The organism is Albidovulum inexpectatum (genome assembly GCF_002927635.1).
GTDB classification, from domain to species: Bacteria; Pseudomonadota; Alphaproteobacteria; order Rhodobacterales; family Rhodobacteraceae; genus Albidovulum; species Albidovulum inexpectatum.
In genome coordinates this window covers 17023-33285 of record NZ_PRDS01000013.1, presented here as the reverse complement: position 1 = coordinate 33285, position 16263 = coordinate 17023, and the positions used below count along the sequence as shown (strand labels likewise).

The following is a 16263-nucleotide window of genomic DNA, read 5'->3' as shown; positions in this document are numbered from 1 at the left end:
AGATCCTCGTGCAGAGTCGCCGGAATGCCAAAGCGGCCAAATGGTTCCTGCGCAAGCTGATGCGCCGCTGGGGACCGCCGCGCGTGCTGGTCACCGACAAGCTGCCCAGCTACGGCGTGGCCCGACTCACGCTTTGCACGAGCGCCGATCACCGGGCCCACAAGGGTGACCACAAGGGGGTTGAACAATCGGGCCGAGGCATCGCACCGACACACCCGACGGCGAGAGAAGATCATGGGCCGGTTCAAATCTCCCGGCCAGGCGCAGCGCTTCTTGTCCCTCCACGATCAGACCGCCGCCCTCTTACGCCCGAAACGCTACCGTCTCACCGCTGTCTCCTATCGCCACGCCCGGACTGATGCCTTCAGCTTGTGGTCCGATTTCGCCGCCAAGATCACGGCCTGATCCCAAGCCCAAGCGCTCCGTTCAAGCCCGTGCGGGCCACTTGACAAAGCCATCGGCGCGCCCGGCATAGGCAACAGCTTCTGGGCCCGGCGACTGGCGCACCGGCCTTCGGAGCCAAGGCAGGCGGGCAGCCTGGGTCAGGCATTGAGCGGGACCATGAAGATCTGGTTCTGAAACGACGCCTTCAGCACCGCCTGGGCGGTTGTTTCCACCTTCAGTGCCTCGCGCGCCAGTCGCAGATGCTTCTCGACAGTTGCGGGGGTGACACCCATGATCTCGGCGATGTCCTGCATCGTCTTGCCGTCCGCGACCCATTCGAGAACCTCGCGCTGGCGATCCGTCAGCGCCCGACGAGACGAGGCGAAGGGCATGGATGCCATCCGCAGATGGGTGCTGTTGTTGATGATGGTGATCTCGGTACCGTGACTGGCCCAGACCTTTTCCACGTCGTCCTGGGTCAAGCCCCGGCTTGCACACAGATCGATGATGCCCTTGGCGCGCAGGGAATGGTCCCGAAAGCCGATCGTGTAACCCGCGCCGACGCCGTGGCGTCGGTTCAGATCCGCGATCTTGCGCTGCTCTGGCGTGATAGTTTCGGCAGGTGCCAATGTCTGGACCATGCGCCACGAACAAGGCCCCGAATTCTCGATCGCCCACCTGACCATCGGCGCATGGATGAACAGGCCGCTTTGAACATAATCCCTGATATAGCCGGGATCGTGGTTCGAGATCATCAGAAGGTTGTCCTCGACCCCGAATGCGCGCGCCTTCGGGCATCGCGTCAGGCCATAGATCAATCCGTAGATCAGCCGGTCGAAACCGTATCGGGCCATCTTGCGGACGTGCAGTGACCAGATCGCCTCGATCGTCTCGGCTTGAAAGATCGCCTCGATATGTCGCGTCAGATCAGCGTTTTCCGACATCTGTCCGCCAAATCCGTACCCAACGTCCGGGATCAAGGGCCTGTTACTGCCCTGAAACCCCCAATCCTTGCACAACCCGAAACGCCGTCGGCCGGTCAAGCCGGGCCATCTCGATGATCGCGTGACCCGCCCCTGAAATCAAGCGCATGGCGGTCGCGTCCCGCATTGCTTTCCATCGACGCGCGAAGCATGCCCACCGGCCGGGAGCTCGCCCGATTGCGCCGGGTCGGCAAGGCGGGTTGCGCCGCTGCCACCCGGCACGGGGCACTTACCCCGTCGTCAGATCCACCGGCTGGCCGGTCTGACGCGACAGGTCGGCCGCGTCGGCCATGATCTGGGCCATCAGGCCGTCGCCGATCGAAGGCGTCGGGGTGGCACCCGTCTCGACCGCATCGATGAAGGCCGTCATCTCGTTGCGGAAAGCGGCCTCGTAACGCTCGAGGAAGAAATGTTGCGCCCGGTCGCGGTGGAAACCGTCCCCGTTGGCCAGCTCGACAGTCGTCTCCAGCTGGTTTTCGGCCCGCAGCATGCCGCTTTCACCATGCACTTCGATCCGCTGGTCATAGCCATAAGCGGCGCGGCGCGAGTTCGAGATTTGGCAGATGCGACCGCTGGCGGTGGTCAGGATGACGGCTGCCGTGTCGACGTCTCCGGCCTCGCCGATGGCGGGGTCGACCAGCGCCGCGCCGACCGCATGCAGGCGGACGAATTCCTCGCCCATGAGAAAGCGCGCCATGTCGAAGTCATGGATCATCATGTCGCGGAACAGCCCGCCCGAACGCGCGATATAGGACAGCGGCGGCGGGGCGGGATCGCGCGAGGTGATCTGGACCAGCTCGATCGCGCCGATCGCGCCCTTGGCGATACGGTTGCGCAGGCTGGCGAAGTTCGGATCAAAGCGGCGGTTGAAGCCGGTCATGAACGGCACACCCGCCGCGGCGACCACGTCCATGCACGCACGGATCCGGTCGACCGACATGTCGATCGGCTTTTCGCAGAAGATGGCCTTTCCGGCCCGCGCGGCGGCGTGGATATAGTCGAAATGGGTGTCGGTCGGCGTGCCGATCACGACGGCGTCGATATCCGTGGCCGCCAGGATGTCTTCGGCCGAACGCGTCTCGGCACCGCTTCGGGCGGCCAGCGCCTGCGCCGCTTCCGGAACGGCATCGGCCACGGCGACCAGGCGGGCATTGTCCAGCCCGCGGATGGTGCGCGCATGGACCTGTCCGATCCTGCCGCATCCCAGAAGACCCATCTTCAGCATGTCTCAAGCCCTTCCCGATGCGCCCAGATTGCGGATGACCGCGCGTGCGGCCGCCATGACGGGCGCGTGTGTTTCCTTCAGGATCGCCACGCGGTCGAACCGCGCGGGATCGGCATTCATGGCATCGCGCAGGGCCCGGCCAAAGGCCATGCGCAATTCGGTGCCGATATTGAACTTGCAGATGCGCGAGCCCGCCGCAAGTGCCGCGCGCTGGGCATAGGGCACGCCCGACCCGCCATGGATCACCAAAGGCACCTCGGTCACGGCCTCGATCGCACGAATGCGGGCTTCGTCCAGACCGCCTTCGTGATCGGTTTGCAGATGCACGTTCCCGACGGAAATCGCCATGGCGTCGATCCCGGTCGCGCGGGCGAATTCGGCGGCCTGCTGCGGGTCGGTGCCGGCCGAACCTTCACCCCCGGCATAGCCGACAAAGCCGATCTCGCCCTCGCAGGACATTCCAGCGGCATGGGCCATCTCGGCCACGCGCGCGGTTTCGTCGATATTCTGGGCAAGCGGCTTGCGCGAGCCGTCATACATCACCGAGGTAAAGCCCGCATCCAGCGCCGCGCGGCATTCATCCAGGGTATAGCCGTGGTCCAGATGCACCACGACCGGCACGTCCACGCTGTCGGCCAGGTGGCGCATCATCGCGCCCAGGACGGGCAGCGGCGTATGTTCACGGCAGGATGGACCGGCCTGCAGGATGACGGGCGCGCGTTCGGCCTGCGCCGCCATGGCATATGCACGCATGTCCTCCCATCCCAGGCAGACCAGTCCGGGCACGGCATAGCCGTCGCGCAGCGCGGGTTCCAGCACGTCCGACAGGGTTGCCAGTGTCATTTGAACTTCGCCACCATGTCCATGATGCCGGGGATGGTCTTGAGCTGTTCGGCATGCGTGGGCTGGAAATACTGGATCAGGCTGCGCTGGCTCAGCCCACCCAGGATCGTGAAATAGTACATCTCGTATCCCGGCAGCACGCAGCAGGGGTGATAGCCCTTGTCGATCAGCACGGTCGAGCCGTTCACGATGTGATAGGCATCGCCCGGTTCGTTGTCGACGCGCTGCAACATCTGCAGGCCGGAACCATAATCCGGTCGGAACCGGAAATTGTAGCATTCGTCGTGCCGCGTCTCGACCGGAGGCCGATCGGTGTCGTGCTTGTGGCTGGGAAAGCCTGACCAACCGCCCGCGCCCACGGTGAACAGCTCGCTGACCAGCAGGCGGCCGACGCGGTCATGGTGATTGGCGCCCAGGATATGCTTGATCTTGCGATGCGTCTTGGTGTCGTCCGAGCCATACTGGACCACGTCAAGTTCGTCGGCCCGCACGGCAAAGGGGCGCAGGACCTGATCGAACCGGGCGCCGGCGATGAAGGTTTCGGTATCCGTCAGTGCCGTGATGCGCGCCGGCGTGTCGGTGGGTACATAGACGCCTTCGGGTTCGCCATCCCAGACATCGACGCCGCGATTGCCGATCCCGGCAAAGGTCTCGCCCGCGGTTTCGACCGTCACGGTGCCCGTGGCCGGGACGACGCAGGTTTCGTAGCCCGGAACGTGATAATCGAAATGCTCGCCCGCCTTCAGCTTGACGATGTTGAAATAGACCAGCGGCACATGCGGATTGTCGATGTCCACGATCGGCTGGTTGGCGTTGTCATAAGGGGGAATATGCATGGCGCGATCCTTTCAGGCGGCGCTGGGACCCGCATGGCGGGCAAGAAAGTCCTCGAGTTCGGCGCTGGTCGGCATGGCGGGCGCACAACCAACGCGGGCCACGACCATCGCCGCGCAGGCCGAGCCGCGCAGCACCGCGTCGCGTACCGGCAGGCCCTGTGCCAGGCCGCTGACCAGCCCGCCCATGAAGCTGTCGCCAGCCCCCGTCGGCTTGAGAGCCTGCGTCCGGTAGATCCCGGTGCGGAATTCGCCCTCGGGCGTGATCGTGATCGCGCCCTTCTCGCCCATCTTGTAGACGGCAAGACTCGCACCACCCGCGACCAGCGCGCGCGCCTTGTCCAGGCCCTTGTCGTAGTCACCCGCCATGAATCCGAACTCGACATCGTTGCCCACGATCACGTCGCATTTCTCGCCGGCGCGGGAATAGATCTCGGCCGCTACCTGAGCCGAAGGCCAGGAATAGGGGCGATAGTCGATATCCAGGATCAGCGGCAAACCCGCCTCGCGTGCCAGATCGAAGGCGCGGAACGCGGCGCTGCGCGAGGGTTCGGCCGCAAGGACCGTGCCGGTCGCGATCACCGCGTCATGGGCGCCGTAATCGACCGCCTCGACATCGGCGATGGTCATTTCGAAATCGGCGGCGCCGTTGCGATAGATGACCGATTGATGGTCCTCGATCGTGGTTTCGACCACGGCCAGCGAGGTCCGCGCCTCGCCCCCGACCGGGCGCACATGCCGCCGTCCGACGCCGTAGCGGTCCAGTTCGTTCAGGGCAAAACGGCCGATCGCGTCGTCCGAGACGCAGGTGACCAGATCGGCCTTGCAGCCCAGCCTGACCAGCGCCACGGCGATATTGGCCGACGATCCGCCAAGGCACGAGAAGAACTGCGTGGCGTGTTCCGTCTTCGTGCCGGGCGGGTCGGGATACAGATCCATGCCCGCGCGTCCGATGACCAGAAACCTGTTGCCCTTCAGGCGCATCCTACACCCCCGGCCGCTGACGCACGCGGGACGATTCGATCTCGGCATGCTTTTCGCGCACCCGGGCGCTGTCCGAGACTTCGGGCGTCCCGACCTCCCACCAGGCATGGCCGCGATCGGTCCAGCCGACATAGGGATCGACCTGCATCACGATCACGCAGGTCTTGTCGCTCGCCTTGGCGCGGCGGAAGGCTTCGGCCAGTTCCTCGGCATTCGACACCGTCACGGCATCGGCGCCCATGGCGCGCGCATGGGATTCGAAATCCACGGCAAAGGGTTCGGGTATCGTCGGGCAATCCTTGAACAGGTTGTTGAAGCTTTCGTTGCCGGTGTTGTTCTGCAGCTTGTTGATGACGGCAAAGCCGCCATTGTCGAGCACCAGCACGATCAGCTTCTTGCGCGTAAGCACCGAGGAATAGATGTCGGAATTCATCAGCAGATAGCTGCCATCGCCCACGAAGACGATGGTGTCCTTGTCGGGCTCGCGCTCGCTCTGGGCGATACGCGCGCCCCAGCCGCCCGCGATTTCGTATCCCATGCAGGAAAATCCGAACTCGACATCGACGGTGCCGATATCCAGCGTGCGCCAGTTGGCCGTGACCTCGGCCGGCAGGCCGCCCGCGGCGGTCACGATGCGGTCACGCTTGTCGCACAGCGCATTCACGACCCCGATCGCCTGGGCATAGGAATTGGGCCGGTTGCCGGGCTTGACGTTCTCGGCGACATACGCGTCCCAGGCGCGGCGGTCTTGCCGGGCGTGTTCGACCCAGTCTCGGGGCGCCTGATAGTCGCCCAGGGCCTTGCTCAGTGCGGGCAGGGCCAGCTTGGCGTCGCCGATCAGGGGCTGTGCCATGTGCTTGATCGCGTCATGCCGCGCCACGTTCAGCCCGATGAAGCGCGCATCGCGCGCGAAGGCCGTCCACGATCCGGTCGTGAAATCCTGCAGCCGCGTACCCACGGCCAGGATCACGTCGGCGGCCTCGGCAATTGCATTCGCGCTGTCCGAGCCCGTCACGCCGATGGGGCCGATGTTCAGCGGGTGGTCGGCCAGCATGTTCGCACGACCGGCGATGGTTTCGACCACGGGGATGGCGTGGCGTTCGGCAAAGGCGGTCAGCTCGGCCACGGCCTGGGAATATTGCACGCCGCCCCCGGCAATGATCATCGGCCGCTGTGCCCTGGCCAACAGGGCCGCGGCATCGGCCAGCTCGCCCGCATCCGGTGCCTGGCGCCGGATGCGGTGGACGCGCCGCTCGAAGAATTCCACCGGATAGTCCCAGGCCCAGCCCTGAACGTCCTGCGGCAAGCCGATGAAGGCCGGGCCGCAATCGGCCGGGTCCAGCATCGTCGCCAGGGCGGCTGGCAGGGACTGGATCACCTGCGCGGGATGGGTGATCCGGTCCCAGTAGCGTGTCACCGCCTTGAACGCGTCGTTCAGGCCCAGCGCGGGATTGCCGAAATGCTCCAGCTGCTGAAGCACCGGGTCGGGCAGGCGCGTGACGAAGGTATCGCCGCACAGCATCAGCATGGGAAGCCGATTCGCGTGGGCAAGCGCCGAGGCCGTCAGCAGATTCGCCGTGCCCGGCCCGGCCGAGGCGGTGCAGAACATGAATCGCCGGCGCAGATGATACTTGGCATAGGCCGCCGCGGCGAAGCCCATGCCCTGTTCGTTCTGGCCGCGATAAAGCGGCAGCTCGTCGCGCACGGGATACAGCGCCTCGCCCAGGCAGGGGACATTGCCGTGACCGAAGATGCCGAATCCGCCGCCGCAGATGCGTGTCTCGACGCCATCGATCTCGATGAACTGGTTCATCAGATAGCGCACGATGGCCTGCGCCGTGGTCAGGCGAATGGTCTTGCCCGATGCGGTCATGTGATCCTCCCCTGGGTCGCGCGACCGCCGTGGATGCGCAGCGTCCTGCTGCACCAGGATGTGGCGGTGATGCGCAAGTCTGGCATGTCCGTTGCTTTGCCCGTTGCGAAGCGGTCAGGGTCAGGATACAAGTTTTGCAACCGGTTGCAACCGGGGTCGTTCGTCGGGGAGGAGACGTCGTGCGAGAGATCGGAATCGGCCTGATCGGTGGCGGATACATGGGAAAGGCCCATGCCGTCGCGCTGTCCGCCGTGGGGGCGGTCTTCGATACCGGGCTGCGGCCCCGGCTGCAGACGATCGCCGCCTCGACCCCCGAATCGGCCGAGCGGTACCGCCGTGCCTTCGGATTTGCCCGCGCGGCGCGCGACTGGCAGGAGCTGGTACGCGATCCCGCGGTCGAGGCCATCGTCATTGCCTCGCCCCAGGCCACACACAGGGCCATTGCCGAAGCTGCCTTTGCCGAGGGCAAGCCGGTCTTTTGCGAAAAGCCGCTGGGCGCCAGTCTTGAAGATGCCCGCGCCATGGTCGCCGCAGCCGAGTCCAGCGGCGTGCCCAACATGGTGGGCTTCAACTATGTTCGCACGCCCGCAACGCAGTTCGTCCGCCAGCTTCTGGCCGAGGGGGCGATCGGCGACGTCACCTGGTTTCGCGGCGAACATACCGAGGATTTCCTGGCCGATCCGTCGGCGCCGGCCAACTGGCGCTGTCATGGCCGGGCGAATGGCTGCATGGGCGACCTTGCGCCCCACATGGTCAATTGCGCGCTCGCGCTCATGGGCGACATCGCGGAACTGTCGGCACGCATCGAGACGATCCACCCGACGCGGCCCGGTCCCGACGGCCCGGTGACGGTGGACAACGACGATCACGGCCAGATGATGGTCCGGTTTGCCTCGGGCGCGATGGGGCATCTGTATTTCAGCCGCACCGCCACGGGCCGCAAGATGGGCTATGCCTACGAGATCCACGGGACACGGGGCGCGATCCGCTTTGACCAGGAAGACCAGAACAGCGTCTGGCTGTATCGCGCCGAGGGTCCCGAGGCCACGCGCGGCTTCACCCGCATCCTGACCGGCCCGGCACATCCCGACTACCTCGCCTTTTGCCAGGGGCCGGGTCATGGCACCGGCTATCAGGATCAGATCATCATCGAGGCGCGCGACTTCCTGCGCGCGATCGAAACCGGCCAGTCGCTCTGGCCCAGCTTCCGCGATGGCCTGGCCGTGTGGCAGGTCATCGAGACCGCCTTTGCCTCGGCCGGGGATGGCCGCTGGCATCCCGTTCACCACGACTGAGAGGTTCCGCAGCCATGACGATCCGAATCGGCAACGCGCCTTGTTCCTGGGGCGTGGAATTCGCAAACGACCCGCGCAACCCGCCCTGGCGCCAGGTGCTGCGGGAATGCGCCGAGGCTGGCTATACCGGCATCGAGCTGGGTCCGGTGGGTTACATGCCCGAAGATCCGGTATTGCTGGCCGAGGCTCTGGATGAACACGGGCTGGAGCTGATCGGCGGCGTGGTCTTTCGGGCTTTCCACGATCCGGCGCAATGGGATGACGTGCTGGATGGCGCGGTGCGCACCTGCAAGGCGCTTGTGGCGCACGGTGCGCGGCATCTGGTGCTGATCGATTCGATCTCGCCCCGCCGTGCGCCGACGGCCGGGCGCCCGGATGCGGCCGAGCAGATGGACCCCGAGGAATGGGCGGCCTTCCGCGACCGTATCGCCCATGTGGCCCGCATGGGCACCGAGGAATACGGCCTGACGGTCGGCATCCACGCCCATGCGGCGGGCTTCATGGATTTCGAGCCCGAGCTGGAGCGCCTGCTGGACGAGGTGCCCGAGGACATCTTGAAGATCTGTTTCGATACCGGGCATCATTCCTATGCCGGCTTCGACCCCGTGGCTTTCATGCGCCGCCACGTCGGTCGGATCTCGTACATGCACTTCAAGGACATCGACCCGGCCGTGAAGGCCGACGTGATCGCCAAGCGCACGGGATTCTACGAGGCCTGCGGGCAGGGTATCTTCTGCAATCTGGGCAAGGGGGATGTCGATTTCCCCGCCGTGCGGCAGATCCTGCTCGATGCGGGATACGAAGGATGGTGCACGGTGGAACAGGACTGCGACCCTACGCTGGACGTCTCGCCCGTGGATGATGCCCGGGCCAATCGGGAATATCTGCGCAGTATCGGTTTCGAATAGGCGCCGGGCAGGGAGGGATCGACATGACACGACTGAGATGGGGCATGATCGGTGGTGGCGAGGGCAGCCAGATCGGGCCCGCGCACCGCCTCGGGGCCCTGGCGGACGGCCAATTCGACCTCGTGGCCGGCGCGCTGGATGCGGACCCCGACCGGGGCCGTGACTTTGCCCGGCGCCTTGGGATTGCCCCGGATCGCGCCTATGGCGATTGGCAAGAGATGCTGGAAGGCGAACGCAACCGCGAGGACCGTCTGGATCTTGTCACCGTGGCCACGCCCAACGCCACGCATTTCGAGATCACGCGCGCCTTCCTGCAGGCCGGCTTTCATGTCCTGTGCGAAAAGCCGATGACCATGACGGTCGAGGAGGCCGAGGAAATCGTGTGCGTTGCGCGCGATACGGGGCGCATCTGTGCCGTCAATTACTGCTATTCGGCCTATCCGATGGTACGCGAGATGCGCGCGATGGTGCGGTCGGGCCAGATCGGCAAGGTGCGGCTGGTGGTGACGAATTTCAGCCATGGCCATCATGCCGACGCGGCGGATGCCGACAATCCCCGCGTGCGCTGGCGCTATGATCCGGCCCTGGCCGGCAATTCGGGACAATTCGCCGATTGCGGCATTCACGCCATGCACATGGCCAGTTTCGTGACCGGCGACCAGGTCGAGCGGGTCTCGGCCGATTTCGTTTCGGCCATTCCCAGCCGGGTTCTGGAAGACGACGCGATGGTGAATTTCCGCATGGCGGGCGGGACGGTCGGGCGGCTGTGGACCTCGTCGGTCGCGGTGGGCCGGCAGCACGGCTTCGACATCCAGGTCTTCGGCGAAACCGGTGGCCTGCGCTGGGCCTCGGAGCAACCGAACCAGGTCTGGTACACGCCGCTTGGCGGCCGTACCCAGATCATCGAGAAGGGCGAGCCCGGGCTGTCCGAGGATGCCGCGCGCCTGAGCCGCGTGCCGATCGCCCATCCCGAGGGCTTTCCGCTGGCCGTGGCCAATATCTATGTCGATCTGGCCGCGGCCATCCGCGGCGAGACGCGCGACGGTATCCCCCTGGCGGAAGATGGGCTGCGCTCGGTCGCGGCGATACATGCCTGTGTCAGCTCGGCCCGGGCGGGCGGGCAATGGGTCGATGCGCGGCCGCCGATGTTCCGCTAGGCCGGTTTCGCAAGGCGCGGAGTGTTCGCCCGGTCCAGGGGGGGCAGCGTTCCGCGCTCGATGACCCGACATGGGAAAAGCCGCGTCTCGGGATGACGATCGGGGTGTTCGATCGTGGCGATGACGAGCTCGATCGAGGCGTCGATGATCTCGGGCAGAGGCTGGCGGATCGTGGTCAGGTTGATGTATTCCCAGCCGGCCATTTCCATGTCGTTGAATCCGATGATGCCGATATCGCGGGGCACGTTCAGCCCCGCGTCCCGGATTGCCGATAGCGCGCCGATCGACAGGACGTCGTCACCGCAGAAATAGCCCTGCGCAGGGCCTGCCTTCAGCAGACGCTGCATCTCGGCCCGCCCGGCATCGAAGGAATAGGCTGCGGCATAGCTGATCGAAACGTCAATGTCGGGATGTTCACGCATGGCTTCAAGAAAGCCGCGCGCGCGGTCCTGGGTCGAAGTCGCGCTTTCCGGTCCGCCCATGAAGGCCACGCGGTGATAGCCGCGCGCAACAAGCGCCTCGGCCGCCATCCGGCCGCAGGCCACGTTGTCAATGCCGACGACATGAACATGGGGTGAGGTCGAATAGCGCCCGAAGGAATGGACCACCGGAATGCCCGCGCTGCGGAACGCCTCGGCAAAGCTGGGCGGCAGGGTCGAGGAGGCGACGATCACGCCATCCACCGAATATTGACGCAACATGCGAATGGAATTCGCGGGATCGGTTTCATCGCTCAGATTGACCAGCAGGGGCCGCAAGCCGCGGTCCTGCAGGCCGCGGGTGAACAGGTCGAAGATTTCCAGGAACAGCGGGTTGTGAAAGTTGTTCGACACAAGCCCGATCAGCTTTGTCCGGCCGGTCGTCAGCGACGATGCCAGGGCATTCGGGCTGTATCCCAGCTCGGCCGCCGCCTTTTCGACCTTGGCCCGGGTCTTGGCCGACACCGATGCGCCCTTCGTGAAGGTCCGCGAGACGGCCGAGCGCGAAACGCCTGCGCGCAGGGCCACATCCTTCATCGTTACTGCCATGGCCGTTTCACACCGTCATTCGTTACACCATGCCCGTGGTCCACGGACCGCCAATGCAGATAGCATTTCGCCTGCCACCTGTCAGCGCGGACCGGACGTCGCATCAGCGTGATCGACCCGCGACGCTTTTGCAACCGGTTGCAAAAATGCCGATTCGGGGCTAACGTGGTGACGCGGCGTCGGCGCATGGCATGGGCCGGCCCGTCATGCCGTCGAATCAGGGAGGAAAAAACGACATGAACGGTTTTCTCAGAAGGGTCGCGGTCGCGGCGGTTGCCGCCGGTGCCGTCCTTGCCGGCTCGGGCGCCCAGGCCGAGGGCGAGCGTTACGTGCTTGTCAGCCACGCGCCAGACAGCGACAGCTGGTGGAACGTGATCAAGAACGCGCTGGCACTGGCCTGCGACCAGATGGACGTGGAATGCGAATACCGCAATCCGCCCACGGGTGACCTGGCCGACATGGCGCGCATCATCGAACAGGCCGCTGCCAGCCAGCCGAATGGCATCATCACCACGCTGGCCGACCCCGACGTTCTGGCCGGGCCGATCCGCGCCGCCGTGGACTCGGGGATCGACGTGATCATCATGAATTCGGGAACCCCCGAAAAGGCGCGCGAGGTCGGTGCGCTGATGTATGTCGGCCAGCCAGAATACGACGCGGGCTTTGCCGCGGGTCAGCGCGCCAAGGCCGATGGCGTGCAATCGTTCCTCTGCGTGAACCACTACATCAACTCGCCATCCTCGACCGAGCGTTGTCAGGGCTTTGCCGATGGTCTGGGCGTCGAGCTGGGCAACCAGATGATCGACAGTGGTCAGGACCCGTCCGAGATCCAGAATCGCGTCATGGCCTATCTGAACGCCAATCCCGACACCGACGCGATCCTGACGCTTGGGCCCACATCGGCCGACCCGACCATCATGGCGGTCGAGCAGATGGGCCTGGCCGGCGAGATCTATTTCGGCACCTTCGACCTGGGCGACAACATCGTTCAGGCGATCAAGGACGGCGTCATCAAGTGGGGCATCGACCAGCAGCCCTTCCTGCAGGCATACCTGCCGGTGATCGTGCTGACGAATTATCACCGCTATGGCGTGCTGCCGGGCAACAACATCAACTCGGGCCCGGGCTTCGTGACCGCGGACGGGCTCGAAATGATCGAGAAATACGCCGGCGAATACCGGTAACGACACCTGGCCGGGCGCATGCCGCCCGGCCGGACCAGACGCATCCAACCTCATCAACCGAAAGGTGCAGCCATGTCCCAAGCAGGACAGGGAACAGCCCCCCTCGCGCAGCAGGATGAGCGCGTAAAGCAGATCTCGCCGCTCAGAAAGGCGCTGATCCGGCCCGAACTTGGTGCCATCGTCGGCACGGTCGCGGTCTTTGCCTTCTTTCTGGTCTTTGCCTCCGGCAGCGGCATGTTCAATGCGCAGGGTGTCCTGAACTGGTCCACGGTCTCGGCCCAGTTCATGATCATCGCGGTCGGGGCCTGCATGCTGATGATCGCGGGCGAATTCGACCTGTCGGTCGGGTCGATGATCGGTTTTGCCGGCATGTCGATCGCGATCCTGTCGGTGACGCTGGGCTGGCCGGTCTGGAGCGCGATCCTTGTCACCTTCGCCCTGTGCATCGCGCTGGGCGCGCTGAACGGGTACATCGTCGTGCGCACGGGTCTGCCCAGCTTCATCGTCACGCTGGCCTTCCTGTTCATCCTGCGCGGCTTCACCATCTTTTTCCCGCAGATGATCGAACGCAAGACGATCATCGGCGGGATCGACACGGCCGCCGAGGGCGACTGGCTGGCACCGCTTTTCGGCGGAAAGATCGGCGAGCCGGTGTTCCTGTGGCTGGCCGACCAGGGGCTGATCGACGTCTATACCCGTGGAACGCAGGCGGGGCGGCCCATCGTCGATGGCATTCCGATGCTGATCGTCTGGGCGCTGGGCCTGATGCTGTTTGCGCATGTCGTGCTGACCCGCACCCGTTTCGGCAACTGGATCTTCGCGTCGGGCGGCGATGCACAGGCCGCGCGCTATGTCGGCGTGCCGGTCAGCCGGGTGAAGATCCTGATGTTCATGTTCACTGCCTTCTGCGCCACGGTCTTTGCCACCTGCCAGGTGATGGAATTCGGGTCCGCGGGCGCCGATCGCGGCCTGCTGAAGGAATTCGAGGCGATCATCGCGGTGGTGATCGGGGGCGCGCTGCTCACCGGGGGTTATGGCTCGGTGATCGGCGCGGCGCTGGGCGCCCTCATCTTCGGGGTCGTGCAGCAGGGGCTGTTCTTCGCGGGTGTCGAATCCAGCCTGTTCCGCGTCTTCCTGGGGGTCATCCTGCTCTCGGCGGTGATCCTGAACACCTATGTCCGCCGCATAATCACGGGGGAGCGCTGAGATGAGCAGCTTCGACCACAACCCGATCGTCGAGATGAAGGACATCGTGAAGCATTTCGGCCCCGTCGTGGCGCTGAACGGTGTCAGCTTTGATGTCCGCCCCGGCGAGGTGCATTGCCTTCTGGGTGACAATGGCGCCGGAAAGTCCACCTTCATCAAGACCATGTCGGGCGTTCACAAGCCCACTTCGGGCGAGATCCTGTTCGAGGGCCGCCCGATGCAGTTCGACTCGCCCCGCGATGCGATGGAGGCCGGAATTGCCACGGTCTATCAGGATCTGGCGATGATCCCGCTGATGAGCGTGACGCGCAATTTCTGGATGGGGCGCGAGCCGGTGCGCCGTGTCGGCCCGTTCAGGTTCATGGACTTCCGCCACGCCAACGAGGTGACGATGGAGGAGATGCGCAAGATGGGCATCAACCTGCGGTCACCCGACCAGGCGGTCGGCACGCTTTCGGGCGGGGAACGCCAGACCGTCGCCATTGCGCGGGCGGTCTATTTCGGTGCCAAGGTCCTGATTCTGGACGAACCGACCTCGGCGCTGGGCGTGCGCCAGACGGCCAATGTGCTTTCGACCATCGACAAGGTCCGCAAGGCGGGCATCGCCGTGGTCTTCATCACGCACAACGTTCGTCACGCGCTGGCCGTGGGCGACCGTTTCACCGTTCTGAACCGCGGCAAGACTCTGGGCACCGCGCAGCGCGGGCAGATATCACCCGAAGAACTGCAGGACATGATGGCGGGCGGTCAGGAACTGGCCGAGCTGGAATCCTCGCTTGGCGGGACGGTGTGATGGCGGACCTTCTGCGCAAGCCGACGGGCAAGCGGGGGCGGGTCCATGCCATCGACCCGCAATCTGCGGGGTGGTCCCATGTCGGCTTCGACCTCTGGCGTCTCGAACCCGGCGACGATGCCGGCGCAAGCCTGCCCGATCGCGAGACGATCCTTGTCCTGGTCGAGGGACGCGCGCGCATCCGCGCGGCCGACCAGGATTTCGGAGAGATGGGGGACCGTCTGGATGTGTTCGAACGAACGCCGCCCCATTGCCTGTATGTCCCGCCGGGAACGTCCTGGCGGGCCAAGGCCACGACGCCCTGCACGCTGGCCGTCTGCACCGCGCCCAGTGCGGGTGGCCGGCCGGTCCAGCGGCTGGGGCCCGAGGGCATATCGCTTGACCATCGCGGGCAGGGAACCAATCTGCGCCATATCCACAACATCGCGATGGAGGATCGCGACGTCGCCGACAGCCTGCTGGTGACCGAGGTCTTCACCCCCGCGGGGCATTGGTCGTCCTATCCCCCGCACCGCCACGACGAAGACGATTTCCCCCGCATCACCTATCTCGAGGAAACCTATTATCACCGGCTGAACCCGTCGCGGGGATTTGGGGTGCAAAGGGTCTTCACCGACGATCTGTCGCTGGACGAAACCATGGCGGTGGCCGATCATGATGTCGTTCTCGTCCCGCGCGGTCACCATCCCTGCGGCGCTCCGCACGGGATCGAGATGTATTACCTCAACGTCATGGCCGGGCCCCGGCGTGCATGGAGGTTCGCGCTGCATCCCGATTTCGTCGATGTGACGTAACGCCTCTTGCCTTGGCTTCAGACCGTGGCAGTCTGGCCTTGCACGACAGGAGGGCACCGCATGACACCCGGTACGGAAGACTTGCGCCGCGAGATCGTCGCCGCATGCCGGATTTTGGCCGATACGGGCCTGACCGTCGGCACATCGGGCAATGTCTCGGTCCGGGCGGGCGGGGTCATGCTGATCACGCCCTCGGCCACGCCCTATGCCGAGCTGACGGCCGAGATGATCTGCGAGATGCCGCTGGACGGTCCCGAGGGCGTCTGGGTAGGGCCGCGCAAGCCATCGACCGAATGGCGGTTCCACCGCGACATCCTGCGCGCGCGGCCCGAGATCGGGGCCGTCGTTCATGCCCATCCGCCACACTGCACGGCGCTGGCCATGGCGCGGCGCGAAATACCGCCCTGCCACTACATGATTGCCGCCTTCGGGGGCGCGAGTGTGCGTTGCGCCGGCTATGCCCGCTATGGAACGGCAGAACTGTCCGCTCTGGTCCTGCAGGCGCTGGAGGGGCGCACGGCCTGCCTGATGGCCAATCACGGCATGATCGCGCTGGGAGAGACGCTTTCCCGCGCCATGTGGCGGGCCGCCGAGCTGGAGGCACTGGCGCGCCATTACTGCATCGCGCTGTCCATTGGCGGCCCGGTGCTCCTGTCCGACGCGCAGATCGGGGAAGCGGCCCAGGCATTCGCGACCTATGCACCGGGTGGCGCTTGAGATGCGGCTTGTCTGCGCCACGGCCCCGCGCCTATATCGGCCGCGCAGGAAACCAG

Annotated in this window: 15 protein-coding genes and 1 pseudogene; 9 read left to right on the top strand and 7 right to left on the bottom strand. The window is 65.4% G+C overall.

Annotation, left to right across the window (positions count from 1 at the left end; genetic code table 11):
- Positions 1 to 405 (top strand): annotated as a pseudogene (locus LV82_RS14175) (DDE-type integrase/transposase/recombinase); the annotation flags it as partial.
- Between the two features lie 137 nt (positions 406 to 542).
- On the opposite strand, the gene LV82_RS14170 reads toward LV82_RS14175, so the two are convergent.
- The 6 genes from LV82_RS14170 to iolD all read right to left on the bottom strand — a co-directional run bounded on the left by LV82_RS14170 (position 543) and on the right by iolD (position 7125).
- Positions 543 to 1328: a helix-turn-helix transcriptional regulator gene (locus tag LV82_RS14170; protein WP_104072789.1), complete on the bottom strand. Its 786-nt coding sequence runs from the start codon at positions 1326 to 1328 to the stop codon at positions 543 to 545.
- 268 nt (positions 1329 to 1596) lie between these two features.
- A complete protein-coding gene (iolG, locus tag LV82_RS14165) occupies positions 1597 to 2592 on the bottom strand; it encodes an inositol 2-dehydrogenase (protein ID WP_104072787.1) in 996 nt (331 codons plus the stop codon).
- Between the two features lie 3 nt (positions 2593 to 2595).
- Positions 2596 to 3435: a class II fructose-bisphosphate aldolase gene (locus tag LV82_RS14160; RefSeq protein ID WP_104072786.1), complete on the bottom strand. Its 840-nt coding sequence runs from the start codon at positions 3433 to 3435 to the stop codon at positions 2596 to 2598.
- Complete coding sequence (locus LV82_RS14155; RefSeq protein ID WP_104072784.1) at positions 3432 to 4271, bottom strand: 5-deoxy-glucuronate isomerase; 840 nt, start codon at positions 4269 to 4271, stop codon at positions 3432 to 3434. Before LV82_RS14155 ends, LV82_RS14160 begins: the two co-directional genes overlap by 4 nt.
- Positions 4272 to 4283: 12 nt before the next feature.
- Positions 4284 to 5252 carry a 5-dehydro-2-deoxygluconokinase gene (gene iolC / locus LV82_RS14150; RefSeq protein ID WP_104072782.1) on the bottom strand — a complete coding sequence of 323 codons (969 nt, stop codon included), beginning with the start codon at positions 5250 to 5252 and terminating at the stop codon, positions 4284 to 4286.
- 1 nt (position 5253) lies between these two features.
- Entirely contained in the window at positions 5254 to 7125 is a 1872-nt protein-coding gene (gene iolD / locus LV82_RS14145; RefSeq protein WP_104072780.1) for a 3D-(3,5/4)-trihydroxycyclohexane-1,2-dione acylhydrolase (decyclizing), read from the bottom strand.
- Between the two features lie 179 nt (positions 7126 to 7304).
- On the opposite strand from iolD, the gene LV82_RS14140 reads away from it, so the two are divergent.
- The 3 genes from LV82_RS14140 to LV82_RS14130 are packed head-to-tail and all read left to right on the top strand — an operon-like array spanning position 7305 to position 10485.
- A complete protein-coding gene (locus LV82_RS14140) occupies positions 7305 to 8420 on the top strand; it encodes a Gfo/Idh/MocA family protein (RefSeq protein ID WP_104072778.1) in 1116 nt (371 codons plus the stop codon).
- Positions 8421 to 8434: 14 nt separating this feature from the next.
- On the top strand, positions 8435 to 9328 hold the full coding sequence (locus LV82_RS14135) for a sugar phosphate isomerase/epimerase family protein (protein ID WP_104072776.1): 894 nt from the start codon (positions 8435 to 8437) through the stop codon (positions 9326 to 9328).
- Between the two features lie 23 nt (positions 9329 to 9351).
- Positions 9352 to 10485: a Gfo/Idh/MocA family protein gene (locus LV82_RS14130; RefSeq protein ID WP_104072774.1), complete on the top strand. Its 1134-nt coding sequence runs from the start codon at positions 9352 to 9354 to the stop codon at positions 10483 to 10485.
- Here the strand turns inward: LV82_RS14130 and LV82_RS14125 are convergent.
- Positions 10482 to 11513, bottom strand: a complete 1032-nt coding sequence (locus LV82_RS14125) for a LacI family DNA-binding transcriptional regulator (protein ID WP_104072772.1) — start codon at positions 11511 to 11513, stop codon at positions 10482 to 10484. The two genes, LV82_RS14130 and LV82_RS14125, sit on opposite strands and share 4 nt — an antisense overlap.
- Before the next feature lie 236 nt (positions 11514 to 11749).
- Between LV82_RS14125 and LV82_RS14120 the strand changes: the two genes are divergently transcribed.
- The 5 genes from LV82_RS14120 (at position 11750) to LV82_RS14100 (ending at position 16207) form a co-directional block, all read left to right on the top strand.
- The gene (locus LV82_RS14120; protein WP_104072792.1) at positions 11750 to 12697 is read left to right on the top strand and encodes a sugar ABC transporter substrate-binding protein; all 948 of its coding nucleotides are present in this window, start codon (positions 11750 to 11752) and stop codon (positions 12695 to 12697) included.
- Between the two features lie 72 nt (positions 12698 to 12769).
- Positions 12770 to 13903 carry an ABC transporter permease gene (locus LV82_RS14115; protein ID WP_104072770.1) on the top strand — a complete coding sequence of 378 codons (1134 nt, stop codon included), beginning with the start codon at positions 12770 to 12772 and terminating at the stop codon, positions 13901 to 13903.
- A 1-nt stretch (position 13904) separates the two neighbouring features.
- Positions 13905 to 14696, top strand: coding sequence for an ATP-binding cassette domain-containing protein (locus LV82_RS14110; RefSeq protein ID WP_104072768.1), 792 nt, complete (start codon positions 13905 to 13907; stop codon positions 14694 to 14696).
- A complete protein-coding gene (gene iolB / locus LV82_RS14105; RefSeq protein ID WP_104072766.1) occupies positions 14696 to 15490 on the top strand; it encodes a 5-deoxy-glucuronate isomerase in 795 nt (264 codons plus the stop codon). Before LV82_RS14110 ends, iolB begins: the two co-directional genes overlap by 1 nt.
- A 60-nt stretch (positions 15491 to 15550) precedes the next feature.
- Positions 15551 to 16207 carry a class II aldolase/adducin family protein gene (locus tag LV82_RS14100; protein WP_104072764.1) on the top strand — a complete coding sequence of 219 codons (657 nt, stop codon included), beginning with the start codon at positions 15551 to 15553 and terminating at the stop codon, positions 16205 to 16207.
- Positions 16208 to 16263: the final 56 nt, after the last annotated feature.

What these genes read in the sequence shown, in the direction of transcription:
- LV82_RS14120 (WP_104072792.1), top strand. Translation starts at nt 11,750, where the DNA reads ATGAACGGTTTTCTCAGAAGGGTCGCGGTCGCGGCGGTTGCCGCCGGT.
- LV82_RS14160 (WP_104072786.1), bottom strand. Translation starts at nt 3,435, where the DNA reads ATGACACTGGCAACCCTGTCGGACGTGCTGGAACCCGCGCTGCGCGAC.
- LV82_RS14110 (WP_104072768.1), top strand. Translation starts at nt 13,905, where the DNA reads ATGAGCAGCTTCGACCACAACCCGATCGTCGAGATGAAGGACATCGTG.
- iolC (WP_104072782.1), bottom strand. Translation starts at nt 5,252, where the DNA reads ATGCGCCTGAAGGGCAACAGGTTTCTGGTCATCGGACGCGCGGGCATG.
- iolD (WP_104072780.1), bottom strand. Translation starts at nt 7,125, where the DNA reads ATGACCGCATCGGGCAAGACCATTCGCCTGACCACGGCGCAGGCCATC.
- LV82_RS14170 (WP_104072789.1), bottom strand. Translation starts at nt 1,328, where the DNA reads ATGTCGGAAAACGCTGATCTGACGCGACATATCGAGGCGATCTTTCAA.
- LV82_RS14155 (WP_104072784.1), bottom strand. Translation starts at nt 4,271, where the DNA reads ATGCATATTCCCCCTTATGACAACGCCAACCAGCCGATCGTGGACATC.
- LV82_RS14130 (WP_104072774.1), top strand. Translation starts at nt 9,352, where the DNA reads ATGACACGACTGAGATGGGGCATGATCGGTGGTGGCGAGGGCAGCCAG.
- LV82_RS14135 (WP_104072776.1), top strand. Translation starts at nt 8,435, where the DNA reads ATGACGATCCGAATCGGCAACGCGCCTTGTTCCTGGGGCGTGGAATTC.
- LV82_RS14125 (WP_104072772.1), bottom strand. Translation starts at nt 11,513, where the DNA reads ATGGCAGTAACGATGAAGGATGTGGCCCTGCGCGCAGGCGTTTCGCGC.
- LV82_RS14115 (WP_104072770.1), top strand. Translation starts at nt 12,770, where the DNA reads ATGTCCCAAGCAGGACAGGGAACAGCCCCCCTCGCGCAGCAGGATGAG.
- iolG (WP_104072787.1), bottom strand. Translation starts at nt 2,592, where the DNA reads ATGCTGAAGATGGGTCTTCTGGGATGCGGCAGGATCGGACAGGTCCAT.
- LV82_RS14100 (WP_104072764.1), top strand. Translation starts at nt 15,551, where the DNA reads ATGACACCCGGTACGGAAGACTTGCGCCGCGAGATCGTCGCCGCATGC.
- iolB (WP_104072766.1), top strand. Translation starts at nt 14,696, where the DNA reads ATGGCGGACCTTCTGCGCAAGCCGACGGGCAAGCGGGGGCGGGTCCAT.